Origin of the sequence: Cognatiyoonia sp. IB215182, assembly GCF_033963905.1 — a bacterium.
GTDB lineage: Bacteria > Pseudomonadota > Alphaproteobacteria > Rhodobacterales > Rhodobacteraceae > Yoonia.
Genome location: NZ_JAXBMB010000005.1, coordinates 1 through 24251 on the forward strand (window position 1 = coordinate 1; position 24251 = coordinate 24251).

General features: G+C 57.0%; 29 protein-coding genes. 17 read left to right on the forward strand and 12 right to left on the reverse strand.

Going from position 1 to position 24251, the window contains the following annotated elements; all coding sequences use genetic code 11:
• Positions 1–207: 207 nt before the first annotated feature.
• Positions 208–960 (forward strand): bifunctional demethylmenaquinone methyltransferase/2-methoxy-6-polyprenyl-1,4-benzoquinol methylase UbiE, encoded by a 753-nt coding sequence (ubiE, locus tag SLH47_RS10845; protein WP_320239526.1) that lies wholly within the window; start codon positions 208–210, stop codon positions 958–960.
• A 1-nt stretch (position 961) separates the two neighbouring features.
• A complete protein-coding gene (gene ubiB / locus SLH47_RS10850) occupies positions 962–2491 on the forward strand; it encodes a 2-polyprenylphenol 6-hydroxylase (RefSeq protein WP_320239527.1) in 1530 nt (509 codons plus the stop codon).
• A 167-nt stretch (positions 2492–2658) separates the two neighbouring features.
• Here the strand turns inward: ubiB and SLH47_RS10855 are convergent, their stop codons facing one another.
• Positions 2659–3324, reverse strand: coding sequence for a flagellar hook capping FlgD N-terminal domain-containing protein (locus SLH47_RS10855; RefSeq protein WP_320239528.1), 666 nt, complete (start codon positions 3322–3324; stop codon positions 2659–2661).
• Between the two features lie 6 nt (positions 3325–3330).
• Positions 3331–4659, reverse strand: a complete 1329-nt coding sequence (locus SLH47_RS10860; protein ID WP_320239529.1) for a flagellar hook-length control protein FliK — start codon at positions 4657–4659, stop codon at positions 3331–3333.
• 107 nt (positions 4660–4766) lie between these two features.
• Here SLH47_RS10860 and SLH47_RS10865 point away from each other — a divergent pair, with 107 nt between their 5' ends.
• The 6 genes from SLH47_RS10865 (at position 4767) to SLH47_RS10890 (ending at position 8809) form a co-directional block, all read left to right on the forward strand.
• On the forward strand, positions 4767–5060 hold the full coding sequence (locus tag SLH47_RS10865; RefSeq protein ID WP_320239530.1) for a rod-binding protein: 294 nt from the start codon (positions 4767–4769) through the stop codon (positions 5058–5060).
• Positions 5053–5394 (forward strand): flagellar protein FlgN, encoded by a 342-nt coding sequence (locus tag SLH47_RS10870; RefSeq protein WP_320239531.1) that lies wholly within the window; start codon positions 5053–5055, stop codon positions 5392–5394. Before SLH47_RS10865 ends, SLH47_RS10870 begins: the two co-directional genes overlap by 8 nt.
• Positions 5395–5597: 203 nt before the next feature.
• A complete protein-coding gene (locus SLH47_RS10875) occupies positions 5598–7136 on the forward strand; it encodes a flagellin (RefSeq protein WP_320239532.1) in 1539 nt (512 codons plus the stop codon).
• A 91-nt stretch (positions 7137–7227) separates the two neighbouring features.
• Entirely contained in the window at positions 7228–7602 is a 375-nt protein-coding gene (gene flaF, locus SLH47_RS10880) for a flagellar biosynthesis regulator FlaF (protein ID WP_320239533.1), read from the forward strand.
• Positions 7602–8006 (forward strand): flagellar biosynthesis repressor FlbT, encoded by a 405-nt coding sequence (gene flbT, locus SLH47_RS10885; RefSeq protein ID WP_320239534.1) that lies wholly within the window; start codon positions 7602–7604, stop codon positions 8004–8006. Before flaF ends, flbT begins: the two co-directional genes overlap by 1 nt.
• The gene (locus SLH47_RS10890) at positions 8003–8809 is read left to right on the forward strand and encodes a DUF1217 domain-containing protein (RefSeq protein ID WP_320239535.1); all 807 of its coding nucleotides are present in this window, start codon (positions 8003–8005) and stop codon (positions 8807–8809) included. Before flbT ends, SLH47_RS10890 begins: the two co-directional genes overlap by 4 nt.
• Positions 8810–8926: 117 nt before the next feature.
• Here SLH47_RS10890 and SLH47_RS10895 read toward each other — a convergent pair whose 3' ends face one another.
• Positions 8927–10285: a FliI/YscN family ATPase gene (locus SLH47_RS10895; RefSeq protein WP_320239536.1), complete on the reverse strand. Its 1359-nt coding sequence runs from the start codon at positions 10283–10285 to the stop codon at positions 8927–8929.
• Between the two features lie 86 nt (positions 10286–10371).
• On the opposite strand from SLH47_RS10895, the gene SLH47_RS10900 reads away from it, so the two are divergent.
• Genes SLH47_RS10900 through SLH47_RS10940 form a run of 9 tightly spaced genes read left to right on the forward strand, consistent with a single transcriptional unit; the run spans position 10372 to position 14884 of the window.
• Positions 10372–10758, forward strand: coding sequence for a FlgB family protein (locus SLH47_RS10900; RefSeq protein WP_320239537.1), 387 nt, complete (start codon positions 10372–10374; stop codon positions 10756–10758).
• An 8-nt stretch (positions 10759–10766) separates the two neighbouring features.
• On the forward strand, positions 10767–11159 hold the full coding sequence (gene flgC, locus SLH47_RS10905; protein ID WP_320239538.1) for a flagellar basal body rod protein FlgC: 393 nt from the start codon (positions 10767–10769) through the stop codon (positions 11157–11159).
• A gap of 11 nt (positions 11160–11170) precedes the next feature.
• Entirely contained in the window at positions 11171–11449 is a 279-nt protein-coding gene (fliE, locus tag SLH47_RS10910; RefSeq protein ID WP_320239539.1) for a flagellar hook-basal body complex protein FliE, read from the forward strand.
• Positions 11449–11715 carry a flagellar biosynthetic protein FliQ gene (locus tag SLH47_RS10915; RefSeq protein ID WP_413785635.1) on the forward strand — a complete coding sequence of 89 codons (267 nt, stop codon included), beginning with the start codon at positions 11449–11451 and terminating at the stop codon, positions 11713–11715. Before fliE ends, SLH47_RS10915 begins: the two co-directional genes overlap by 1 nt.
• 2 nt (positions 11716–11717) lie before the next feature.
• Positions 11718–12434: a flagellar hook-basal body complex protein gene (locus SLH47_RS10920; protein ID WP_320239541.1), complete on the forward strand. Its 717-nt coding sequence runs from the start codon at positions 11718–11720 to the stop codon at positions 12432–12434.
• Between the two features lie 12 nt (positions 12435–12446).
• Positions 12447–13232: a flagellar basal-body rod protein FlgG gene (flgG, locus tag SLH47_RS10925; protein ID WP_320239542.1), complete on the forward strand. Its 786-nt coding sequence runs from the start codon at positions 12447–12449 to the stop codon at positions 13230–13232.
• Positions 13232–13645 (forward strand): flagellar basal body P-ring formation chaperone FlgA, encoded by a 414-nt coding sequence (gene flgA, locus SLH47_RS10930; RefSeq protein ID WP_413785643.1) that lies wholly within the window; start codon positions 13232–13234, stop codon positions 13643–13645. The genes flgG and flgA overlap by 1 nt, the downstream gene beginning before the upstream one ends.
• The gene (gene flgH / locus SLH47_RS10935; protein WP_320239544.1) at positions 13632–14363 is read left to right on the forward strand and encodes a flagellar basal body L-ring protein FlgH; all 732 of its coding nucleotides are present in this window, start codon (positions 13632–13634) and stop codon (positions 14361–14363) included. Before flgA ends, flgH begins: the two co-directional genes overlap by 14 nt.
• A 20-nt stretch (positions 14364–14383) precedes the next feature.
• The gene (locus SLH47_RS10940; RefSeq protein ID WP_320239545.1) at positions 14384–14884 is read left to right on the forward strand and encodes a flagellar basal body-associated FliL family protein; all 501 of its coding nucleotides are present in this window, start codon (positions 14384–14386) and stop codon (positions 14882–14884) included.
• Here the strand turns inward: SLH47_RS10940 and SLH47_RS10945 are convergent.
• The 9 genes from SLH47_RS10945 to fliL all read right to left on the reverse strand — a co-directional run bounded on the left by SLH47_RS10945 (position 14872) and on the right by fliL (position 24189).
• Complete coding sequence (locus SLH47_RS10945; RefSeq protein ID WP_320239546.1) at positions 14872–15270, reverse strand: hypothetical protein; 399 nt, start codon at positions 15268–15270, stop codon at positions 14872–14874. The two genes, SLH47_RS10940 and SLH47_RS10945, sit on opposite strands and share 13 nt — an antisense overlap.
• Complete coding sequence (locus SLH47_RS10950) at positions 15267–16349, reverse strand: flagellar type III secretion system protein FlhB (RefSeq protein ID WP_320239547.1); 1083 nt, start codon at positions 16347–16349, stop codon at positions 15267–15269. Before SLH47_RS10950 ends, SLH47_RS10945 begins: the two co-directional genes overlap by 4 nt.
• The gene (locus SLH47_RS10955; protein ID WP_320239548.1) at positions 16346–17125 is read right to left on the reverse strand and encodes a flagellar biosynthetic protein FliR; all 780 of its coding nucleotides are present in this window, start codon (positions 17123–17125) and stop codon (positions 16346–16348) included. Before SLH47_RS10955 ends, SLH47_RS10950 begins: the two co-directional genes overlap by 4 nt.
• Positions 17125–19215: a flagellar biosynthesis protein FlhA gene (gene flhA, locus SLH47_RS10960; RefSeq protein ID WP_320239549.1), complete on the reverse strand. Its 2091-nt coding sequence runs from the start codon at positions 19213–19215 to the stop codon at positions 17125–17127. The genes SLH47_RS10955 and flhA overlap by 1 nt, the downstream gene beginning before the upstream one ends.
• Before the next feature lie 335 nt (positions 19216–19550).
• Positions 19551–21818 carry a hypothetical protein gene (locus SLH47_RS10965; RefSeq protein WP_320239550.1) on the reverse strand — a complete coding sequence of 756 codons (2268 nt, stop codon included), beginning with the start codon at positions 21816–21818 and terminating at the stop codon, positions 19551–19553.
• Complete coding sequence (gene motA / locus SLH47_RS10970; protein ID WP_320239551.1) at positions 21818–22687, reverse strand: flagellar motor stator protein MotA; 870 nt, start codon at positions 22685–22687, stop codon at positions 21818–21820. Before motA ends, SLH47_RS10965 begins: the two co-directional genes overlap by 1 nt.
• Positions 22688–22759: 72 nt before the next feature.
• On the reverse strand, positions 22760–23329 hold the full coding sequence (locus tag SLH47_RS10975) for a MotE family protein (protein ID WP_320239552.1): 570 nt from the start codon (positions 23327–23329) through the stop codon (positions 22760–22762).
• A complete protein-coding gene (locus SLH47_RS10980) occupies positions 23326–23682 on the reverse strand; it encodes a hypothetical protein (protein ID WP_320239553.1) in 357 nt (118 codons plus the stop codon). Before SLH47_RS10980 ends, SLH47_RS10975 begins: the two co-directional genes overlap by 4 nt.
• 12 nt (positions 23683–23694) lie before the next feature.
• Complete coding sequence (gene fliL, locus SLH47_RS10985) at positions 23695–24189, reverse strand: flagellar basal body-associated FliL family protein (protein ID WP_320239554.1); 495 nt, start codon at positions 24187–24189, stop codon at positions 23695–23697.
• Positions 24190–24251 lie beyond the last annotated feature (62 nt).

Below are 24251 nucleotides of genomic sequence, written 5' to 3' on the forward strand. Positions count from 1 at the left end.
TGCGGCTTCTGCCAGTTTGCTGAGCTCGCAGAATAACTGTGTCGAGAAAGGGCGTCTCCCGGCCCCGATTGAATCTTTGCAACAGAGCCGAATGTGTTCATTGATCAATTGCATAGGCCGCATTTCAGTGCGTGGCACAATGACAGTTTGTCTCTGCCGCCAAGTGGGTATAACCGGTCCCGGACAGATCTGCAGTGAAGGCATCACATGACCGAAAAGCCAGAGAACACAACGCATTTCGGGTTTGAAACGATCCAGGAGGATGACAAGGCGGGCCGCGTGCAGGGCGTGTTTTCGTCCGTTGCGAACAAATACGACATTATGAATGATGTCATGTCTGCCGGCATTCACCGGATCTGGAAGGATGCGATGATGGATTGGCTGGCGCCACGCGCGGGCCAGCGCTTGCTGGATGTCGCGGGCGGTACCGGCGATATCGCTTTTCGGTTCCTTAAACGCGCCGGGCACGGCCACGCGACAGTGCTGGACCTGACCGAGCCGATGTTGGTTGAGGGTCGCAAGCGGGCCGAGGCGGCGCGCATGTCCGACAGCCTCACCTGGGTGGTTGGCGACGCCATGTCGCTGCCGTTTGAGGCCAATACGTTTGATGTTTACACAATCAGCTTCGGCATTCGGAACGTGACCCGACCGCAGGATGCCCTGACTGAAGCCTTCCGTGTCCTGAAACCGGGTGGGCGCCTGATGGTGCTGGAGTTTAGCCAGCTCCCCAACCCGATGATGCAGGCGGCCTATGATGCTTATTCGTTCAACGTCATTCCGCGGATGGGGCAGATGATCGCGGGCGATCGGGACAGTTATCAGTATCTGGTCGAATCGATCCGCAAGTTCCCTGACCAGGACACATTCCTTGCCATGGTGCGCGACGCGGGGTTCGAAAACGCCAAGTATCGAAACCTCAGCATGGGGATTGCCGCCCTGCATTCCGGCTGGAAGCTCTAGCTTGCGCGGTCCTCACAACATCATTCGCCTGATCCGCACGGGCGCCACGTTTGAACGCACCGGCGCGATGAAAGTCGTGCTTGAAGCGCTCGAAGCCGGGCCCTTGTTGCGCGTGACCTTTCGCACCCTCGCCTGGCCGTTTCGGTGGCTGGGCTACCGGGGCGATGTCAGCATGCCGCCGGTACCGCGCGCCCTAACGGCCTTGGGTCCGGCCTACATCAAATTCGGGCAAATCCTCTCAACCCGACCGGATGTAGTGGGTGAGGATATGGCCGTGCAACTGCGTGTGCTGCAAGACAAGCTACCACCATTTTCCATGCGCTCAGCCAAAGAGACGATCCAAAAGGAATTGGGCCAGTCCTTTGACCAGCTTTTTACATCCTTTTCCGAGCCCGTCGCGGCGGCATCGCTGGCACAGGTGCACAAGGCCCACCTTGCCGATACGGGCGAGGGTGTCGCGGTTAAGATCCTGCGCCCGGGGATCGAACGTGCCTTTCGCACGGATATTGACGCTTTCTACTTTGCCGCCCGCACCATTGAGTTCCTATCGCCATCATCACGGCGTCTCCGGCCGATGGACGTAATCGCGCATTTCGAAGGCGTTGTGATGGCCGAGCTCGACTTGCGTCTGGAAAGCGCGGCTGCAGCTGAATTTGCTGCGAATACGGACGGGGATGCCGGTTTTCAGGTGCCGCAGGTCCGATGGGCCTTGTCCAGTCGACGTGTCATGACGCTCGATTGGGCGGAAGGCACCAATATCGGCCTCAATAATGCGCTCGACACAGCAGGCCATGATCGTAGCGAATTGGCGGCGCGGGTGCTGCAACTGTTTCTCAATCACGCTTTGCGCGACGGGTATTTTCACGGAGATATGCATCAGGGTAACCTGAAGGTCGCGGCCAACGGTGACATCATCGCTTATGATTTCGGGATAATGGGCCGCATCGATGAGTATACTCGTAGGGTCTATGCCGAGATCCTTTTTGGCTTCATCCGCAAGGATTATCAGCGGGTCGCCGAGGTACATTTTGAGGCCGGCTATGTCCCCGCTGACCGCGATGTTGATGAATTTGCCCGTGCCTTGCGCGCGGTTGGTGAACCGATCTTCGGTATGGATGCCAGCCGGATCTCGATGGCACGTTTGCTGAGTTACCTGTTCGAGGTCACCGAGCGTTTTGGGATGGAAACGCGTACAGAGCTCATCTTGTTACAGCGAACCATGGTCGTCGTTGAAGGCGTGGCCCGATCACTCGACCCGCATATGAATATCTGGCAGGTCGCCAAGCCGGTTGTTGAAAACTACATCAAGGAAAGTATTGGCCCCAAGGCGCTTTTGCGTGATCTTCGCAAGACTGCGATGATTCTGACGCGTTTTGGCCCGCAATTGCCACGCTTGGCAGAGGATGCGTTGATCAAACTCAACAACCCACCTCCGCCGCCAAAGCCGCAGCGCCGCCGTGCGCGGCTGGCATGGATGGCGCTGGGCAGTGTCCTGACCGCCTCCGCGATTTGGTTGGCCAGTTTGATCTGATCATCCCTACCGACCAGTCATCTCCAAAGAGCAACCTGCACAGTACGCACGACAGGACCAGAGCAGGGATCACCGCTCGGAGATGCAGCACTTTGGACGGAATGCGTCGGCGAAAAGGACGAGCTGTGAATGAACGTGTTTGTGACTCTAAAGCACCAATGCCGTGTCTAAAGTGTTGGGTCGCGTAACGCTGTGACCTCGCTGGAAGGTATGGCTGCACCCCCCTTCAGGATGAGGACGGTCTGTCCATCTTGAACTCGCACTTCGGTCACACTGCTGTAAACCTCAACCAGATCCTCGGACACAATGGCATCATCCGCGCGGCTGATGAGCTCAAAAGAGTATTGCCCCTGCGGAAATGGATCACCTCCGGGGCCAACACCTGCCCAGGAGATCGTCTCTTGCGTTGGCGGTACGGCAAATTGTTGCACCACATCACCATTTGCATTTCGCACAATGATCTCTGCGCTTTCTGCCAGCGCAGGCGGATTCGGAGCCAAGGTGAGTGGTTCACCATCAAAGTAGGCTGGCGCGGCAGCGCGTGCCTCTTTGCCGACCCAAGCAGCCATGTCGGCCAAACCGCTGGAGTTCATTTGAGCCGTCAGCTCCTTTAGCAGATCGTTGGTCAGAACCGCCTGTTCGACGTTCGAGAACGTCGCGAGCTGCGTCGCAAAATCGGTGGATTCGATGGGATTAAGCGGATCCTGATACTGCATTTGTGCAGTGAGCATCTGCAAAAAGGTATCAAAGTCCGAACTAATCACACTTGTAGATGATGCATTCGTATTGCTTGCAGTATTCGCGGCGTTCGTGATTTGGTTAACTTCCATCATCAATCCTCAAAGTCGTAAATCCAGAACCGAATTTGACCCAGCTTGTGGGCGCGGCAGACCCTCTAAAGTTTCGGAGGCCGCGTTCATATCGGGCAATGCCTCGGGGGTGGGCTCATCATCCGACTTGTCGCCACCTTCGAATGAAAAGTTGATGTCGTCGTAGCCCAGGTCGCGAAACTCCTGCGCCAGGATGTCGATGTTTCGGCGCAGAAGATCGACGGTTTCGGGGCGTTCTGCCGTCACACTCAGTGTGATTGCGGCATCGAGTGACGTCATGGCCAGTCGTACCCGCCCCAATTCCTCCGGGTGAAGCGCGATCTCTGTCGCTCGCCCGGTACTCTGCGTCACGGAAACTGCCAGTTGTTGCGCGATCTGGCGTGCCGTTTCAGCGCCATGGGCCGGTTGGGTTGTGGCGACCTGCAGTGCTGCCGATGCAGCCGGCCTGTCGCTAACCAGCAGGGTCTGGGTCACTTCGACATCCCCGAGCGGCATGCTCGCACTAGGCTCAGATGCATCCTTTATCATCTGTGCAAGGGGTGTCGCCTGAACCGGCACTGGAGCCTCTCGCGTTATTGTGTGTGCGGCCTTTGGTGGGTTCCGTGATTCAAAAGATATGTCGCGTTTATCCAACTTTTGCGGCAACAACTCCTCCCGAAGTGGAAGCAGCGATTTTTCGTCAGAAAGCTGCGCTGCGGTGGGCACCGCAAGCGCAGGTTTTTTGGGCATGTCTTTAGATGTGGCCGGAGCCACCGGTGTTTCATCTGACTGTTGGTCGAATGTAAGTACCTTTTCCGGCCCAGCGGTTGTTGCCGTGGCAGGTGTTTTCATCTGTTCCGCGCCCAACTCCTTTGCTTTGAGAACTGTCTTACCGTCCGGCGAAGGCATCTGACCTTCCACAAGGCGTTGGGTCATGCTAGCCGGCTCGGCAGGGATTGACGCCTTCGCCATAGAGGGGCCCTGCGCCTCTTTCGCCTTCATCTTGGGCATATCCTGGCTAGATATGGGTCGATCCGAATCGGGCCGCGGCGTCAGCTTCTTGTCTTCCTCCAAGGTAGCTGTCCGCCCAGGCTCCCCAGTAGCCTCGGGCAACTCGGCAACCGCAATATCCGGCTCTTCCAAGGGCAAGTCCGCGGCACCCGGCAAAGGCTGCGATTCCGCCTCAACCCCTTGCAAACGTACCTGTTTTTCGCCTTGGTCAGTTTCCAAGGCAAAGGTCGCAGCGAAGTCCAAGCCCTCATCCTCTTGCTCGGGCGGTTGCGCCGATTTCGGCGCAGCCCGGTCAACAGGACGGCCCGACGGGGGCGCAACCATATCTGTGATTGGCAATGGTAGCATCGGTTCTCCGAAAGAATCGCGTTCTTCTTTTGTTTCACGCAAAAAACTTACTGAATGTTTAGGAGTAACCGGCAAAAGACAGGGAATTGACAGAACCGGAGAACCCGATGACGCTGATTCCTGCGCTTCCTGCGCCTCAATCGAACGTGACCCTTCCTGCATATGTACAAGAAGACGGCAAACTGCGCGCCGCAGCAGAACAGCTAGAGGCGACATTTCTCGCCGAAATGCTGAAATCCGCGGGTTTGGGCACGCCGCGCGATTCCTATGGGGGTGGTATTGGAGAAGAGCAATTCGGCTCATTCCTGCTTGAGGCCCAGGCGAAGGAAATCGTTGCTGCTGGCGGGATCGGCCTGGCGGAAGCGCTATTTGAAGCCATGAAGGTGCGGATGGATGCCTGAGCGGATCAGCGATGATATCATTGCTCTTCTTGAGGATGAGCGCGCCGCCATTCGTCGTGCCGATTTTGACGAACTCGAAAAGCTGACACAAGCAAAAGAAAAGTTGTTTCTGGAACTGCAATCCGAGACCCCCAGCCAAATCGCTTTGTCAAGAATCAAGGATCTGCTGAACACCAATCAGGCGCTTCTTTCAGCGGCAATAAAAGGTGTCAACGACGCCAGGGCACGCCTTCTGGAGATTGCGGAGGTTCAAAAGGGCCTGCGTTTCTACGATCCCACCGGCCATATGGCACAGGTGGAAACAAGACGCTCAGCGTTGGAAAAGAAAGCATAATTTCAATAAAATTGCGCACATTTGATCGATGCACCTTAACAGGTTGTTCAGGTCAATTCGATTTACCTGCCACACTGCCAGGAGGGCGAACCGCACCGACGAATACGCTGCGGTGATCACGTCAGAATGACGCTTCAACGCACCCATAAGGGTGTTTCCTGAATCAATACGGCGCAAAGCGCCTTTCAAGAGGACCATGAAATATGTCCAGTATTCTGACAAACAACAGCGCGATGGTCGCGCTGCAAACACTCAAATCAATTAACATGGACTTGGCCAAAACTCAGTCGATGATCTCGACTGGTAAAGAGGTCGGTTCGGCGCGTGATAACTCCGCCGTGTGGGCCATCTCAAAAGTGATGGAATCGGACGTAAAGGGGTTCAAGGCCATCTCCGAAAGCCTCTCGCTCGGTTCTTCTTCTGTCGCAGTTGCCCGGAATGGTGCGGAGACTGTGACCGACCTTCTCAACGACATGAAAGAGAAGATCGTTGCGGCACAAGGTGAAAACGTCGACCGCACAAAGCTTCAGGCTGATGTTGACGCGATCGCTGATCAGATCTCTTCGGTTGTTGGTGCGGCCCAGTTCAACGGCTTGAACATGCTGAACGGCACGGAAAGCGTGAATGTACTGTCCTCGCTAGATCGCGCAGGCGACGGAACCGTTTCTTCTGCCAATATCACCGTGGCGCGCCAAGACCTCAGCTTTGACGCAGGTGTTTATGGCACCGGGGCAGATCTGAGCGCCAACGTCACAACGACGCTGGGCGGCAACCTTGCCGCTGATGGTACCGGTGATGCATTCTCAAACGGTGCCAACGTGTTGGAAGCAACAGTTGCTGGTACGCTGACTGCTGGCGAAACCTATAACTTCCAGATCGCTGGTGAAACGGTAAGCTTTACAACCACAACAACCGCAGTGAACGACTTGGCGGCCGGTTTGACAGCCGCAATCAATGCTGCCGGCATTGAAGACATTTCCGCAACTGTGGCTGGTGCGGTTATCAGCATCAACTCAACGTCGCAATTCGATGCGGTGGAAGTTAACACGAGTGGTACTGGCTCGGGTACTTTTGCACTTCAAGCCAACGGCAACACTGCTGCGGCCGCAACGACCAACACTCAGACAATCACTGCACGTGCGTCCGAACTTGCATTCTCAACGACTGCTGGTGTCAACGAAGGTGATGGGTATCGCGCGACAATCGGCGGCGTCAGCTATGACTATATCGCAGGCCCCAACGAGACATTTGAAGATGTTGCGCGCGGCTTGAAGACTGTGATCGATGGCGCTGGTATCGAGAATATCGAAACCCGCGTGCGTCAGGATGCGACAACTGGCGCCTGGGTTCTTCAGATTGATAATGATGGTGCCGCACAGACTCTGACAGACGCGGGTGCCGCTGGCGGCACGGCAACAGGTGGTCTTGTTGGGTTGGACAACCTGGATGTGACATCTGACGAAGGTGTTGCTGCAGCCTTGGCGAATATCGAAACCTACATCGATACAACCATTGATGCCGCTGCTGAGTTCGGTTCCAGCCAAGGCCGGATCGACACGCAGGCAGAGTTCATCTCAAACCTGACCGACAGCCTGAAATCCGGCATCGGCGCACTGGTTGACGCCGATATGGAGGAGGCTTCTGCCCGCTTGCAGGCACTGCAGGTACAGCAGCAGTTGGGCGTACAGTCGCTGTCGATTGCCAACCAGGCACCGCAGACGATCCTGTCGCTGTTCCGGTAGTGACATTTGGCGGCGCGGGGTAACCGGCGCCGCCTCAATCCCGGCGCGGTAAAACCGCGTCTCGTTCAACACTGTCCCGGAAGGACCTCTCGTGAACGTTATTGACCAAGCCCGTCAGGCTTACGCCCCAACACAAGTTGCCGTTCGCACTGCACAATCAATCGAAGTTCAACTGATCAGCCAGATCACCGCCCGCATCAGACGGGCACAAAGCTCCCAGCCCATTAATTTTCCTGCTCTCACCAGCGCCCTCCATGACAATCGGCGCATGTGGTACACCATGGCGGCAGATGTCGCTGACAAGGAAAATGCACTGCCACGCGAATTGCGCGCACAGCTTTTCTATCTTGCCGAATTTACGGATCACCATAGCAAGCGCGTCCTGAAAGGTGAGGCTGACGCCACTGCGCTTATCGACATCAACACCGCTGTCATGCGCGGATTGAATGCCCAAGGGCCCGTGTGATGTCGGGGCTCGTCTTAAAACTGAACCCTAAGGAAAGGGTGCTCGTCAATGGCGCCGTGATCGAGAACGGCGACAGGCGCAGTCGTCTGTCGATCCTGACGCCAAACGCCAACATCCTGCGGCTGCGCGATGCGATCCGCCCTGATGAGGTGAATACGCCAGTACGACGTGTCTGTTATATTGCCCAATTGGTGCTGTCCGGAGATGTCACACCAGATGATGCAAGACTGCAGATTCTGCGGGGCATCGAACAGCTTAGCCAGGTTTTTCGGGATGAAGACAGTCGCACACATCTTGATGCCGCGACGAATGCGCTTGACCAGGACGATTTCTACCGAACGCTCAAAGCGCTCCGCAACTTGCTTCCGCGGGAAGCACGGCTTTTGGCGGCACAACGCACATGAGTTTTCAACCGGTTGTCCCTCTCTCCGGCTATGTTGGCTGGCGCTTTTTGGAACGCACCTTTGATGCGCAACAGACAGCATTTTCCGAAAGCCAGCCGATCACCCGGGCGACCGACTATTTTCGTGAAAACATCGGCAATGTGCGGACAGCCGAGGATCTGGTGAGCGACCGGCAATTGCTGTCGGTCGCCCTGGGCGCCTATGGCCTGGACGACGATATCGACAATCGCTTCTTCATCCGAAAGATCCTTGAGGATGGCACTATCGATGACGATGCCTTGGCAAATCGATTGGCCGATAATCGCTATGCCGAATTTAGCCGCGCCTTCGGCTTTGGAGATCAACCCGTCCCAAGAACAAGCCAGACATCATTTGTGGACGATGTCGTTGCGCGTTTTGAGGCGCGGCAATTTGAACGCGCCGTCGGTGAACAGGACAACGATCTGCGGCTTGCCATGAATGTCAGTACCGGCTTGTCGGATATTCTCAACCGCAACAGCACGCCGACCGGCCAGTGGTTCTCCGTTATGGGAAACGCGCCGTTGCGAAACGTCTTTGAAACCGCCCTTGGACTGCCTTCGAGCATTGCAAGCATCGACCTCGATCAGCAGCTTGAAGTATTTCAGGACCGTTCGAGAACCGTGCTGGGTACCGATGATTTGTCAGTGCTTGCAGACCCTGCCGAGCAAGAGAAGCTGATCAGGCTCTTTCTCGTACGTGCCGAGGCTGCCGAGGTCAGTGTCTCGTCTGGCGCATCCGCCGCACTGACATTGCTGCAATCCGCACCACAGGTCATCGCCTAGCGCGTTATTGTTGTTTCCCGGCACTCTTGGGATGTGAGAACTCTTGGAACGATCACCGCCTGCTCAGTCCGAGACAAACTGATTTCGTGGAACACCAAGGAGTTTCAGAACGAAGAATCAGGCTCCACTCGCCTGCAAGTCATCTGATGCCAAGCGATTACTTGCCCCCTGCATCGCCTGCCTGAGCTTAGCGAAATGCGCAAGGGCGCCGCGTTGGTCTTTGACTGTCATCAGCTCTTGCAGCGCAGGCACACAGTGAATGGCGGCATCAATGTTCTTGTCAGACCCCGCCGTGTAGAGACCCGACTGGATCATCAGCTCTGCGCGATCAAAGCAGCCCAGATGCGCCCGGGCCTGCGAAATCAGGTTGTTTTCCTGGGCGGTCGCCGCTGCAGGTAATGCGCGAGAGACCGATTTCAGCACATTGATTGCCGGAAAGTGCCCGCGTTCGGCAATCTCGCGGTCAAGTACGACATGGCCGTCAAGCACGCCGCGTAGCATATCTGCGACCGGCTCATCCATATCGGACCCAGCAACCAGCACCGAAAAGACAGCCGTAATGTCACCCGTCCCCGGCAATCCCGGCCCGGCGCGTTCGCAAAGCGCGGCTATTGCCGGACCGGTCGAGGCAGGATAGCCGCGCAAATTTGCGCTCTCACCGCTGGCAACGGCCACTTCGCGGTGGGCCTCGCAAAACCGTGTCACGGAGTCGATCAGCAGCAGCACTTGCTGGCCCGCATCGCGAAAATACTCGGCGACGGCCATTGCCGCCCAGGCACATTGCCTGCGCATCTGCGGCGATTGATCAGATGTCGCCGCGACGACAACGGCGCGTGCCATCCCTTCCGGTCCAAGAACTTCTTCAACGAAATGACGCAATTCGCGGCCGCGCTCGCCAACCAGTGCGATCACGATAACATCCGCCGTCACCCCGCGCGCCAGATCGGCGAGCAGCGTCGATTTCCCGACGCCAGAGCCCGCAAAAAGCCCGATCCGCTGTCCTTGCACGATCGGCAACATCGTGTTGAAGACGGCCAATCCGGTTTCTAGCCGTGATCCGAGCTCACGCCGCATGTGGGCGGAAGGGGGCGTGTTGCGGCGCCTCCGCGGCACGCTGCCCGGCAAGAGCGGTTTGCCATCCATCGGCCGCCCATCCGGATCAATGACGCGCCCAATCCACGACGTGTCAGGCGCGAAGACCGCCGGTGTCTGAAAAATCGCAACGTCACCGATGGCAATCCCATCGGTTTCAGCCTCCATCAAAAGGTGCACACCTGCACGGTCGAGCTTGACCACTTCACCGCTCAACGTTCGGTGCCCGGATTTGATCAGCACGCGGTCCCCGACCCGGGCAGTATCAGTCACACCGGCAACCTGAACCGTACCGCCGGAAACACCCTGCACCCGGCCAACATCGTAAACAGGATCTAAACCCGCAACTGCCATTCGCATCTGGTCAATGATATTTTCGGTCATCTTTTGTTCTCAGCCGTTAACCACAAACGTCTTTTTAAGGAATCGGGCTTAAAGCTTCGTTGAAATCAGCCGAGGGAGAAGCCCCGATGCACCAATCACTGGACTTATTCCAGACCGCCCACGCGATGGCCCGGCATGCCGGCGCCAGACAGGCGCTCGTGGCGCAAAACATCGCGAATGCGGACACACCGCGTTACGAAGCGCGGCATATTCCGCCTTTTCAGGATGTGTTTGAAGCTGGTGCTGATGTGCAGATGCGCACGACACGCGCAGGGCATCTTTCCGCAGCCGCTGCACCCGGCACCAATGCAACAACACTGACATCCTCGACCGAACCTTCGCCCAACGGGAACACTGTTTCGCTGGAAGAAGAGATGATGAATGCTGTCGCGATCAGCCGCGAGCATAATCGCGCGCTTACCATCTATCGTCACACAATGACGGTTTTGCGCACCAGCCTTGGGCGCAACTAGGGGTGGACATGACCGATTTCAGTGAAGCAATGTCAGTGGCGACCAGTGGGATGAAGGCACAGGCCAACCGCCTGCGCCACGTCTCTGAGAACATCGCCAATAGTGACACCCCTGGCTACCAACGAAAAGTTGTCGCGTTCGAAGAGATGGTCGCGCGCGGCATACGCACCGGGGAGGTTACAACTGGCCCTGTACGGCTCGACCAGACTGAACTGACCAGGATTTATGATCCGGCAAATCCACTGGCGGATGAAACCGGCCATTACGACGGATCAAACGTGAACCTGCTTTTGGAGATTGCAGACGCGCGCGAGGCGCAACGCAGTTACGAGGCCAATCTCAAAATGTTCGATCAGGTGCGGCAGATGTCCTCTGCCCTCATGGATCTTCTTCGGAATTAAGGAGTAACGACATGGATATCAGCTCACTCGTCGCGCAGAATTACGCGGCCAGCAAGACCGCAACAGCGCCCGAACCCGGCACCGCAAATGCTTTGTTGGGCGCTACCCAGGACTTTATGACCACGTTGCGCAACAGCGAAGCCACAGCCATGCAGGCGATGACGGCGGGCACTGACCCGCATGCGCTGGTGCAGGCATTGGCCCAGACGGAACTGGCCGTGCAGACTGCGGTTACAGTGCGCGATCGGGTTGTCGAAGCCTATCAAGAAATCCTGCGTATGCCGGTTTGATGAACGAAGCGTTGTTCTATGACACGTTGCGCCAGGGTCTTTGGGTGGCATTCGTGATCTCGCTGCCCATTCTGACCGTAGCGCTTGCAGCCGGTCTGGCAGTGGGCTTGTTTCAGGCGCTCACCTCAATCCAGGAGATGACACTGACATTTGTGCCAAAGCTGGCGGCGATCATCGGCGTTTTCTGGATCACGATGGCATTCATGTCCGAAACGCTGGTTTCGCTGTTCAAAACGACGATCATCCCAATCATTGCCGGAGGCTAGACATGGATAATGCGTCCTACACAACGCTCACCCGGCAATCGGGCTTGATGCGCGAAATGCAAGTCATTGCCAACAATATCGCAAATGCATCAACCACCGGTTTCCGCGCGGAAGAGGTGATGTTTGCCGAACATGTCAAAGGGCTGGGGCCTGGAACGCGATCTCTCTCCATGGCGACGGCAAATGTTCGCGACACCGTGATGTCGCAAGGGACACTCGCGCAAACAGGCGGCACATTCGACCTCGCGATCGAAGGTGAAGGTTTCTTTCTGGTCGAAACACCGCAAGGGCAAAGACTGACCCGTGCCGGGGCGTTTGGCCCCAACGAAAACGGCGATCTGGTTACGCCGGACGGATATGCTGTGCTCGACCCGGGCGGTGCGCCTGTCTTTGTCCCGCAAGGCCTCGGCGCCATTGGCATCGCCCCGGATGGCACGATCAGCGCCGGTGGACAGCCGGTCGGCCAGATTGGGATGGTCAATCCGATCGACCCCAACCAGATGGTCCGCGAAAGCGGTGTTTTATTCGACGCACAAGGTGGGTTTGAGCCTGCCCTCGACGGGCGCATGCTGCAGGGTTTCCTCGAAGCGTCCAACGTCAATCCCATCTTGCAGATCAGCCGCATGATCGAGGTGCAGCGCGCCTATGAGCTGGGGCAGAGTTTTCTCGACAAAGAAGATGAGCGCATCCGCAGCGTCATCGAATCCATTCGGCGATAAAGGAGACTGAAGATGCGTGCATTGCAGATCGCAGCCGCAGGTATGACCGCGCAGCAAATGCGTGTCGATACGATTTCCAACAACCTCGCGAACATGAACACAACGGGCTATAACGCACGGCGCGCCGAGTTTGCGGACCTGCATTATCAGCAACTGGCCCGGCCCGGCACGATCAATGCGTCGGATGGGACGGTGCTGCCAACTGGCGTCCAGCTTGGCCTTGGCGTGCGGGCGAGTGCGATTTCAGTGCTGCTCAGCCAGGGTTCCCTTGCGGCCACAGGTGGCGACCTCGATCTTGCGATCGAGGGGGAAGGCTACCTTGAAGTGACCCTGCCATCCGGCATCTCGGCCTATACACGGGATGGCGGGCTGAAACTGACGGGCGACGGGCTGATCGTAACCTCGGATGGCTATCCCGTGGTCCCCGATATCACGATCCCGCGTGACACGCGCTCGATCTCGATCAATGCCGAGGGCGAGGTTTGGGGCTACTTCAACGATCAGGTACAGCCACAGCTTCTGGGTCAGTTTACTTTGGCCGGGTTTACCAACCCGAAAGGGCTTGAGGCGATTGGCTCCAACCTTTTCCTTGAAACACCGGCATCCGGTCCATCAGCGGTGACCACACCGGGTGAGGAAGGATTGGGCGTGTTGCGGCAAGGATATCTTGAGGATAGTTCCGTTGACCCGGTGCGCGAGGTCACCGATCTGATCGAGGCCCAGCGCGGATATGAGCTGAACTCCAAGGTGATCACGGCGGCCGACCAGATGCTTGGCGCAATGGTGCAGCTGAGATGATCCGCACACTTCTCTCTCTTTTCATGCTGGCAGGTCCCGCGGCGGCAGACACCGTGGTCGCCACGCGCACGATCCCCGCCCAGTCCGTCATCATGGATGGGGATGTTACAGTCAGCAATCGTGACGTGCCCGGCGCGGTCTCTGAACCTGCCCAAGTCATCGGGATGGAAGCGCGCGTGGCCCTTTTTGCTGGACGGCCCATTCGGCCAGCGGATATCGGTTTTCCTGCGGTCGTCGAACGCAACGAGATCATCCCGCTCTATTTTAAGCAAGGCAGTCTCATGATCTCGACCGAAGGGCGCGCTTTGGGCCGGGGCGGGCCCGGTGATCTGATCCGGGTGATGAATATCAGTTCCCGCAGTACGGTCACCGCGCGCATTGGCGCTGATGGGGCAGGCTATGTGGCGCGCTAAACTCATACTCGCACTGATCTTGGTTGCATCGGCTTGCACGACAACACCGGTCGGCAAGCCACCCGCCTTCTCACCCCCAGAACGCGCGGCAGAGCGTGAGGCGATGTTCAACCCAAGCTTTCCCGACCCGGCGCTGCCGTCATCACTTGGCCCATCACCCAATGCGTCCCTTTGGACCGGAGCGCGCGGATCGCTTCTGGGCGACAGACGCGCCCTGTTGCGTGGTGACATCATGACCGTCGTCATCGAGATCGACGATAGCGCAGAGATATCGAACTCCAGTGATCGCTCCCGCTCGGCCTCGCAACAGGCGGGTATCCCGCAGCTATTTGGCTTACCACAGCGGGTCGATGACCGGCTTCCAATCGGCGCGTCCTCGGCGCAACTCGTGGATCTGAACTCCCAGAGCAGCGCGTCAGGCGATGGCACGGTAAGGCGCAACGAACAGCTGACATTGCGCGTAGCCGTAACGGTCACCGATGTTTTGCCCAACGGTGTGCTGCAAATCGTCGGCCAGCAGGAAGTCCGGGTCAACTACGAGCTGCGCGAACTGATTGTGACCGGTTACGTCCGGCCAGAAGACATCACGCGGCAGAACGAAATCACTTACGACAAGATTGCCTCGGCCCGCATTTCATATGGTGGCCGCGGACAGATCACGGACATGCAGCAACCGAGGTACGGGCAGCAAGTGCTTGAAACCGTGCTGCCTTTCTAGCCGTCGAGGGAGATTAACTCATGAAGAAGTTGCTGCTACCTGTGATTTTACTGGTGATCGGTGTCGGTTCAGGCGTTGGTGCGGGATTCGCGCTTAAGCCCGAGCCGGTTGCAGGTGAAGAGCTTCTAGCCGACGGCCATCCGTGCGGTGACCCCGAGAAAGTGGTGGAGCCTGCGCCACCTCCCGAAATCCCGGAAGAGCGGGAATATGCAAAGCTCAACAATCAGTTTGTGGTCCCGGTTGTGGAAGAGGGCCGTGTCGCCGCGCTTGTCGTGATGTCCCTAAATGTCGAGGTCACCGTTGGTGGCCGGACGACGATTTTTGCGGCGGAACCCAAGCTGCGGGACGGTTTCCTCCAGGTGATGTTCGATCACGCGAATATTGGCGGGTTCTCTGGCAACTTCACCTCTGGGACCAATATGCGCGCACTCCGGAATGAGCTTTTGCGCGTCGCGCAGGAGATCGCCGGCAGCATTGTCACCGACGTCTTGATCATCGACATCGTCCGTCAGGATTCGTAGTCCGCGCGGCGGCTGCGATCGCGCTTGGCTGCGAGCACGGCGCGATCCAGTAGCGCCCTAGCAGCCTGATCCTTGCCAAAGGCCAGACGCAACTTTGATTGATAGTAATCCTTGCTTGCGCGGACCTGCGCCAGCTCCGCATTGATGGTTGCGCGCCGTTGGTCGACCCAGCGATGCCACCGGATATCCGCACCGGCAATCATGGCCGCGTCATCTGAACGGCGTGGCGTCCGCGCCAAAGACGCCTTGCTTTCAGTCAATTGTGCCAGGTTGCGGCAAAGATCAGCCTCTTTCTGCATGATACGTGCCATATCCGCCTGTGCCGCGCGATAGGCAAGCCCTGCAATGTCGGCCAGCCCCTTGAGATCCTGAACGTTGCGGCTCATCGCATCCGCGCCTTCTGACGAATTCCCTCGGCAAAGCGGATTGCGGCGGCCACTGCCTGATAATGCTCGGGCGCGATCTCTTGCCCAAGCTCAACACCTGCGTGCAACGCCCGCGCTGTCGGCGGATCAGAATGGATCGGCACCGCATGTTCTTGAGCGGCCTCACGGATGCGAGCGGCAATCTCATCCACGCCTTTGGCCACACAAACCGGTGCCGATGCCGCCATGCGATCCCATTTTAGCGCCACCGCAAAATGGGTAGGGTTGACGATAACCACATCCGCTGTCGGTACATCCGCCAACATCTTGTTCATGGCGATTTCCTGGCCCTTTTGGCGACGTTGCTGTTTCATCAGCGGGTCGCCCTCTGCTTGCTTGAGCTCTTCCATGATTTCCTTGCGGCTCATGCGATTTTTGCGGATGTGCTCGGCATGCTGCCAAAGGTAATCAACACCACCGATCACAAACGCCACGCAAATCACGATCATGGTCATCAAGACCAGCATCTGCGCCAGTTCGGCCACGATCAGACCTGGCGGCAATCGAATACTGCCGATAATCCGGTCGATTTGCGTAATCAGAAAGATGGCCATGACGACCGAATAGATGATGAGCTTCGCCGAACTTTTCACAAACTCGAAAAGGCCCTGCCGCCCCAACTTGTTCTTGACGCCTTCAATGGGCGAAATCCGATTTAGCTTTGGTGCAAGCTTGCTCGGTGTCAGCACAAACGCGCGCTGGGCAATCACCGCCAATATCGCCAATATCGCCGGAAAGATGAACCAGGCTGCAGTGCCCCACGCAACTTCCAGCAAGATACCGGCATGAAATGCACGACCCGCGCCAGCGAACGCCTCGACCGCGATATCGTGCGATTGGCCCAGCATCACCGACATCGCGGTGCCCAAGCCGATAAGTGATGCCGGCCCAACGGTCAGGCAGACAATCAGAAAGCCGCTATAGGCTGCGGCCGTGGTGAGGTCCGCCGATTTGGCAATGTCGCCCTTCTTGCGCGCATCATCGAGCTTCTTCTGCGTCGGTTCAAATTGCTTGTCGCTGTCTTCGTCTGATGGATTCATGGCCAAACCCCAAAGGGCGTCTGCATGAATTCGGAAAAGGCCAACATCCAAACTGACAAAATCACCGGCGCTGTCAGAAGCAATAGAAAAAGCCCGCCTGCGGTTATGGCGGGAGCGCCGACAAAAGAAACCATAAGCTGCGGCATAGCCCGGTTAATCACGCCAAGGATCACATTGTAGATCAATGAAGCGATGAGAAACGGTGCAGCGAGCGTGAAGGCCAAGCCGAAAGTGCGCGTCACCTCGCCAACGCCGACCTGCAGCACGACATTTGCTTGCAGCCCGGCACCGTATGGCACCATTACATAGCTTTGGATCATATAGGCTGCCGCCTGTACATGCAGCCCGGACAATGCGGCCAGCGCTGTGCCTGCAACCACTAAAACATGGCCAATCGCCGGTTGCGGATCCACACCTGTGGTTCCACCAAAGATCTGCGAAAGCGACGTTGCTTGCGCGGCAACAGATCCAGCAATCTGCAGGATGAGGATGAAGAAGCGCAGAAAGATGCCAAAAAAGAGCCCAGCCAAGGCTTCCGGGCCCAGAAAGGCCGCGGCTGGAAGCAGGCTGTCAGGCATAGGCCCGATTGTGGGCGCAACAGCGGGCGCCACGACAAACGTGAACATCAAAGCCAAGGCGAGGCGCACGCGCATTGGCACTGGTTGGTCACCAAAGGCAGGCAAAACCGCCATGACAGCGCTGACACGCACAAAGACCACAAACCCGACCCAGAGGACTTCTTGGGAAAGCGGTAAAAGCGGGACAAGCGCCTCCACTACGCCGGCACCAGACCAACAAGGGCCGGGCGCGCATCTATGCCGATTTCCTCAAACGACAACACCGGGTTCATGATACCCTTCGCGGCCATAACCGTACGTAGAAAACGGCGCCGGCGCATGGACGTCACAACAGCGGCATAGGCGCCCGCCTCTGCAGCCTGTCCCAACTTCTCGGCAATGCCATCCGCAAGCTGATTAAAGTTTTCTGGCGGTAGGGCCACGTCGCCTCCACCACGATCAGTACGGATTTCGTAGGCGGCGAAGGTGTCCTCCCATTCCGGCGCCAATTGCACCAGTGGGATCGTCCCATCCGGGCGCCGCATTTCAGCGACAAGCTGAAACCCAAGGCGCTGGCGCACATGCTCGGTGATCCCGTCAACAGTTTGGAAGAGCTGCCGTCCTTCGGCCGTGGCCTCCAGTATCAAAGGCAGGTTTCGGATGGATACCCGCTCTTCCAACAGCATACGAAGGACTGACAAAAGAACGTCGATCGGCACCTTGTCGGGGATCAATTCATCGAGCATCTTGCGGTTCGCCTCACCCCGAACCGGGTCGGACAGATTCACCATCTCATCCAACCGGCGCCTTAAGGCTTTGAGCGTCAGCAACCTTGGGAAGTTACGTTTGACGATTTCCAACAAGTGCGTCGCCAAAACCTCGGTCGGTTGCACGGTTGTCATGCCTGCAAGGGCGGCAGCCTCTTGCTGATCAGGTTCAATCCAACGTGCAGGGGCGCCATAGACAGGTTCCTTGACGTCTTCTCCCGTGATCTCGCCTGGTTCGGCCTCATTCACCAGGGCGAGTATTTGGCCGGGCTTCAAGACGTCCCTTACCTGTTCGACGCCCTGGACATGAACAACATAACAACCCGACGGTAGCGCCGCGTTGTCGGTTAACCTTATCTCGGGCAGGAGCACGCCAAAGGATGTGGCGACGTGACTGCGCATATTCGCAATGCGCGCATCAAGGCCCGTGCCAGGATCCAGAACCATATCGACAAGATCGGGCGCAAACTCAACATGAATATCGTCAAGATCCAGCATATCGCCCATCGACACTTCCGCCTTTGTCTCCTCCGGGGTCTGCAACGTCTCTTTCGTCTTTTCTTCGGCCCGCGCGGCAGCCGCAGACAATGCGAATGCACATGCGCCTAATGTCACCGATCCGACAATAAACGGCAAAAACGGCAAGCCAGGCACAAGCGCAAAAAGCGCCATAAGAATCGCAACCGTCGCCAGCGCGGCCGGGTGGCGGCCAAGCTGTGCGATAAGGGCGAGATCTGTTGCGCCGGTCGCGCCTCCACGGGCCAGAAGAAGCGCAGATGCGATCGAAATCACCACTGCAGGTATCTGAGAAACCAAGCCATCGCCCACCGTCAGAATAGCATATGTTTCAAAGGCTTGGCCGATTGGCATATCATGAACGGTAATCCCGATGATCAGCCCCATGACAAGGTTCAGCGCCGTGATAAGCAGACCGGCAATGGCATCTCCCTTTACAAACTTGGACGCGCCATCAAGTGAGCCGAAGAACGTCGTCTCTGCCTGCTCTTTTTCCCGGCGCGCCTTCGCCTCCTGATGATCGATGGCGCCCGCCGACATATCACTGTCGATTGCGAGTTGCTTTCCAGGCATCGCGTCCAATGCAAAACGGGCGCCAACCTCTGCCATCCGTGTGGCCCCTTTATTGATCACGACGAAATTCACGATCAGCAAGACGCAGAAAATCACGAGGCCCAAAAGTACATTGCCACCCATGACAAACATGGCAAAGCCTTCGATCACGTCGCCTGCTGCGTCAGTTCCTGTGTGACCTTCACCGATAATGAGTTTCGTCGAAGAGACGTTCAGCGAAAGGCGCAGCATAAGTGATGCCAGCAACACTGTCGGAAAAGCCGAGAAATCGAGCGGTCGCTCGATGAATAGCGTCACCGTGAAAATCAGTATGGCAAGGGCGAATGATGCGGCCAGACCGATGTCCAGAATCCAAGCGGGCATCGGCAATATCATCATGACGATGACCGCCATCAGGGCAATGGCCAAAAGGACCGTTGGCTGGAACAGCTCTCGTGCCGAAAGACCGTTCATCTGCTGCCGATCCGTTTTGGCGGGCGAGTGATTTGCTGGTGCGCATAATAACGCGGCAACAGAGTATCGCTGTTGATACGATGCCCGATGACAATGGTCAGTCCGCGCAGCGGCCGCGGCCTGCTGATTAGATGGCCCCGGGTATCATTATTAGCACGAGACACGCAGCTGTGTCGTGACATGGATTTCCGCCAGCGCATCGCACCGCAGACCGGAAGGCCCGGTTGCCACCAATGATCGCACAATCCATGCATCGATATCCGCGCCTTCTGCTGCCGACGCACACAGCGTTAATGCGGATTCGTTGAAAATTCGTAAGCTCATCTCAGGTCTGATCAGGAATCCGATGGCGCGGAAAAGCGTTCCAGTAACCGATCAACGACGTCTCTTGATTGCATTGATTGCTCCAGCAATGCGCGCCCACTCGCAATCGGCGTGCCTTCAGACAAAGGCATTTCGGGGCGGCTGCGAAGAACTTCCGAAACATCACGCAACAAGGGATCATCGGAGGCGGACATTTCGCCCCAATCTCTACCACGCCAAAGCTCAGATCCGTCCGGCTCCTGCAATAGCCATGCCCGGTCGAACAATTCACCGCGTGCGACCCTCTCGGCGGCACTACGAAGTGATAAGGCACGGTCTGTCTCAACACCGTCAATCTCGCGCAATGCCGCTGCCGCATCACCACGGATCAGCGCGATCTCCGTCTGTAGATAGCTTTGCCGAGGTCCAACATCCTCAGGCGCGATACCGGCAAGGATCTCCGCGGCTCGTTCTGGAAATCCTAATGCAAGCAGACGGTTAGACACTGACAGCCTTGTTGTGGTGACAAGTGCTTCGGGCGTTTCTTCAAATGCATAATCCAAGAAGCGGACATCGTCCCCTCGTTCCGTGAGGGTCACTGCGAAGTTATCCTCTAACATCTGAACAATCGATGCGTCCGCCGTTGGTCGAAGTTCCTCGCGCAGTCGCGCTGCTGCATCGAAGGCGTCCTGATGCAGATAGGCATTCATTTGCGCCAATTGTAGTTCATTGAGCTCTGCCGACGGGGCGCTCTCAAAACGGAGAACGTCCGCAAGTGCGAAATCCTGATGCGTGACCTCAATATCGTCGCGCACCGCAGCTCGTAGGAATGCCGCGAAAGCGGCTGGTGTGGTTCTGCTCTCAGCGCGGGCAAGCGCCGTCAGGTTTGCGTTGGCCTGTTCTGTTTCGCCGATGTCGTCCAGCAGCGCCGCTTCTGCCAATTGCGCGTCGACCTCTGGTTGTGGCTCCGAAACGGCTTTAGCCAGGGCTTGTAACGCGCTGTCTTCGTCACCTATTGCCAAAAACCGCTCTGACAAACGCGGCCCCAAATGTGATTGCAAATGCAATGGCAGTGCCTTGAATGCGCGCAACACCGAAGACGGGTCGACCTGACCATCAAGGCCATCGTTACCAGCCGCGAGAAGAGCCCAAAGGGCGACGTTTGCCTGACAACTGACAAGTCGGTCGAAGAGGCCAAGTGAAGTTGGATCATCATCAATGATCTGCGCCAAACCGACCAAAAATCGACGCTCTTGCGACATGGCACCATCAAGTGCAAGCGTATGGATCGCCTCGCGGCCAAAGCCGAAATGGACAAAAAGACGTGCCTTCGCCAGCACCGCTTCTTCATCAAAACGATCAAACTCACCAACAAGCTCACCTCTCAGTTGGCCGAGCTGTTCTGCAAAGGGCAAATCCTCGCCCCAAGCCGACACATCAAAAAACGCATCGGGCGGGCAGACCTGGCCTTCCTGTGTTCGGGCGACGCGCGGGTCGGGCGGGACGGCGGCCAAATCTATTCCCGACCGTGTTTCGACGCCAGGCGGCATTATGTTCTGCATCGACGCATTAGGATCCGCTTCACCTTGCGGATCCAGATCGGGAATTAGTACACCTTGAGATAGGCCACGTGCCAGGCTTTCGGTAATGGACTGTGCCAGCGCCTCAAGATCAGCACTTTGTTCGCTGCTGAGCTCAGATTGGTCTGGATCAATCTGTTCGATTTGTCCCCCCACATTGAGATTGGACTCTGACCGGATGGTTGTCTCTACAGAAGTCGCTTGAGGCACTGCGGAAAGCGACACGGCGTTCGCTGAAGGCGGATCCGGAGGAAACACAACTGGCAAAAGCCGATTTGGGTCAATCGGATATTGCGGCGGGGCAGCTGCAATTGGATCTGATGGGGGTTCCGGCGCAAAAGGCGCCTCAAACGCAGCATTCTGCGGTGCCTGGCCCGACTTTAGGTCGATAACCAATATGTCAGCCCGATCAACGAATGCATCGACGTAACAGAGACAATCAACGACAAGCTGTAGCTGGTCTGGTTCTGCACCGATTTGCGCGTCGCGGATACGCGTGCGCGGGATCAAATCAAAAAAACGCGTCAGATCGTAACCGGCTACACCGGGAACTTGCAGCAGATAACCTTCAGCGTTGCGCCCCAGCTGCCAGTCCGCGCCCGGAGGAATGTCAACAACCACGCGGGTAAAATCGAGATGTTCACCAGTTTGCACATTTGCTTGCTGCGCTGCAGCTTGGATAGGGAAAATCAGAGCAAATACGATTATCAGATGCCGCATCAAGCTGCGTCCTGTTTTGCAGCCTTTAACGCCTCTTCCATTTCCGAGAAACTTGGCCGGTAGTGGCTGGGCATGTTCTGCCGACCAACTTCGATACAAATGTTCGGCGCATGCGCGTGCAGATTGGCAATCAAAACCTCTCGGATAAGCTGGTGGAAATGGGCATCTTCTTCAACAACCGCCTTCACTTTCGCCGAGAACGGACCAACAAATCCATAGGCCAGAAAGACACCAAGAAACGTGCCAACCAGTGCGCCGCCGATCAGTTTTCCCAAGACTTCCGGGGGTTGGTCGATTGATGCCATCGTCTTGATTACGCCCAGAACGGCGGCCACGATCCCCAATGCTGGCAGACCGTCGGCAACAGTTTGTAGTGCATGGGTCGAATGCATCTTATGGTGCAGAGTCGCCTCGATCCGCTTTTCGAGGATTTCTTCCACCTGATGCGGATCATCGTAGTTCATCGAAGCGGAACGTAGTGTATCACAGATCAGCGCAACGGCTTCCCCGTCGTCCAATATCCGCGGATACTTTCCGAAAATGGTCGAGTCGCCCGGCGCCTCAATATGCGCCTCTAATGCTACGGGGTTCGAACGGGCAACGCGTATAAGTTCAAACAGAAGACAAAGAAGATCACGGTAATCCTGAGACTTCCATTTGGGGCCCTTGAAGACCTTTCCCAAGTCCTTGACGGTGTGTTTGATCGCCGAGTTGTCATTACTGATCGCAAAAGCACCAATTGCCGCGCCGCAAATCATCAGCATTTCAAATGGCAGAGCCTTGATGATGATGCCCATCTTGCCGCCTGCAAGAAGGTAGCCACCAAAAACCGTGGAAAAGACGATCACGATGCCAATCAAGCCTACCATGGAATTGCCCCCTCTCGTTCACGCAGCCTGCTCAATGGCATTACGCCAAAAAGATTAAGGAACCCTCTGCGGTTACTCGGTAGGTGTGTTTGCGTTCCGCCCAGCAAGAACGACGCTGAACGAGTATGCAGTCTCGGGCTCAAGCTCGGTCATGATCAGGGCAGCGGCGTCAGGACGCATCATACCCAAAAATCCTGCCGCAAATTGAGGCGTCATCTCTTCAAAGAGTGCTGCAGCTTCCTTGGGCTTCATATTCTCGTAGACGGTCGTTAGCTGACCGATATCTGTCTGCGAGGCCGTTTCGGCCTGAGAAATTGTTGCACTCAGTGCCATCTCAGCCGCGCGCAGTGCCTCAAGTTTTTCAACGATTTCCGCCTCGGCGATTTCGAGGGCCTGCAATCTGTCGCGTAGTTGACCTTCGCGGGTGATCAGTCGCGCCTCTCTTTCTTGTAAGGCCGCAAGCAGGCGACTTGTCTCGACCGCTGGTGCGGTGACCTCAGCCGGTTCACTTGTCATTGACGCATCTTGCGCCAGCGCCGGGCCTGCTTCTGCGGCGAGCCTTATCACCGCAGAGGCGATCAGGAAGCTTGCCAGGATGTGCAGTGTACCCCGGCTGCGCACTGGACGGATCGGTTTTTTCATTGGTGGGTCTCCGCATCTGGCGCGCGGCGCACAAAGAACGGGTTCTCGACCGGTTTACGATCGCTGGGATCGGGCAGGTCATGAAGCGACGCCACCAATAGTTCGAGATGGCGCGCAGCGGCCTCTGCCCGGGCGCTCACATCATCAAGACGGTCGACGGACGACTTCGCGGTTGACTGTGCCTGGTTGAGCGTCTTCGTCAAATCATCCACTTGCGCCGACAACACAGCCACCGCACCGCCGACACCTTTCTCGAGATCAGTGAACCGTCGCAAACGTCGCGACAGAACATAACAATAAAATCCTGCGCCCAAGGCGCCTGCCACTAGCAACGTGTCCGCAATCATGAGCATGTGGGCCTCCCTTCAGCTTAAGACAAATTCCATGATCAACAGATCGTTCACGCGGTTCTCACCGGTGACCACGCGAACGCGACGCAGCATCTGACTGCGCAGACGCATCAGAGCGGTTGGGTCTTCGAGTTCTGCAAGATCGACGGCACGCAAGTACCCGTTCAGCACATCCACGATGCGCGGTTTGATCGCTTCAATATCTGCAACGTAGTCCGGCGCGACTTCAAGTTGAGCGGCGAAACGCAAGTGATGCCTGCCTCCATCACCCGGCAATGAAATCACAAGTGGATCAATTGCAACGAACGCGACCGGTGGGAGCGATTCGGTAGGCTCTTTTTCTTCCTCAGCAACTTTCTCGGCCACTTCCGTAGCGCCACCCAAAAGGCCCGACTGCACGGCTAGGAAACCACCACCACCGCCCAAAACAGCAAGGATAAGCCCAATGATTAAGGGCAATTTCGAACCTTTCTTCGGTTCCTCTTCAGCTGGGTCCGCGTCAGTTGACATTCACTTAGCCTCTTCGAAAAGCGATGGCCAACTCATAAACCGTCACACCCTAACCGATTGTT